1 CRISPR repeat array is annotated in these 1,194 nt (G+C 28.9%).

Going from position 1 to position 1,194, the window contains the following annotated elements:
- Nucleotides 1–738 precede the first annotated feature (738 nt).
- Nucleotides 739–1,096: a CRISPR direct-repeat array (repeat unit 30 nt; unit sequence ATTGAACATTAACATAGGATGTATTTAAAT).
- The last annotated feature ends 98 nt before the right edge of the window (nt 1,097–1,194 follow it).

Raw genomic sequence — 1,194 nt, forward strand, 5'->3', positions numbered from 1 at the left:
AACATAAGATGTACACGTCTAGAGTTTGCGCAGAGCGCATGTGACTTCATGAACAGAATACTCAGTTACCTAAAGAATAGTGCCCAAATCAATATATTATAATAAAATAAATAAGAGTTTGTGCGTAAGTGCATATGACTTCAAGAATAAAATACTCATCATTTGAAGCTTAAGGTAAAAAGTAAATAATCGTATGGAGTTTTTCAACCGACAGAATAAATAAAAGTGCTTTGATCCATTGTAAATCAATGTTTTGAAGCACTTTTTATATACTTTTTTCGAAAAATGAAAATCGGTTGGAAAAGTTTTAAGGAAAGTCTTTATTAATGCGGGTTAAGCGAGTATAATGAAAATAAGGAATGGCTAATTTACATGCATTGAACTTTAACATAGGATGTATTTAAATTATCCTGTATAGCTTGGTTGTTATCATCTATGGCTTATTGAACTTTAACATAGGATGTACACATCTAGAGTTTGCGCGAGAGCGCATATGACTTCATGAACAGAATACTCATCAATTTAAAGATTAAGTGTGAAAATAAATAATAATCGTGTTAATTTTCCAACCGGCAAAATAAATAAAGGTGCTTCAATCTATTGTAAATCAATGCTTTGAAGCACTTTTTATATACTTTTTTCAAAAAATGAAAATCGGTTGGAAAAATTTCAAGAAAATCCTTTATTAGTGCGGCTTAGGAGAGTATAATGAAAATAAAGAATGGCTTATTTACAGGCATTGAACATTAACATAGGATGTATTTAAATAACATTCTTCTAAAGTACCACAGCTTGATAGGCTTATTGAACATTAACATAGGATGTATTTAAATTTTTGGTGGAAACTCTTATTTTGGTAATTGTAGCTTATTGAACATTAACATAGGATGTATTTAAATTCAATAGTTTCATAGTCTTGAAGTAATCCATATATAATTGAACATTAACATAGGATGTATTTAAATGATTTAGCAATGCAAACTGAGCAAGTAAAAGGGTTAGATTGAACATTAACATAGGATGTATTTAAATTATGCTACAACACCGCGTACTGCAAAATCATCTAATTGAACATTAACATAGGATGTATTTAAATAAAAAAGAGCAAAAAAAAGATTAACGGGTTTACTTTAGAGGTTCAAAAACAAAAAATACAATAACTTTTGAGTGCAAAATTACATTGATTTTTGCACT

The organism is Clostridium neuense, assembly GCF_045310695.1.
In the GTDB taxonomy this organism is placed as follows: domain Bacteria; phylum Bacillota; class Clostridia; order Clostridiales; family Clostridiaceae; genus Clostridium_S; species Clostridium_S neuense.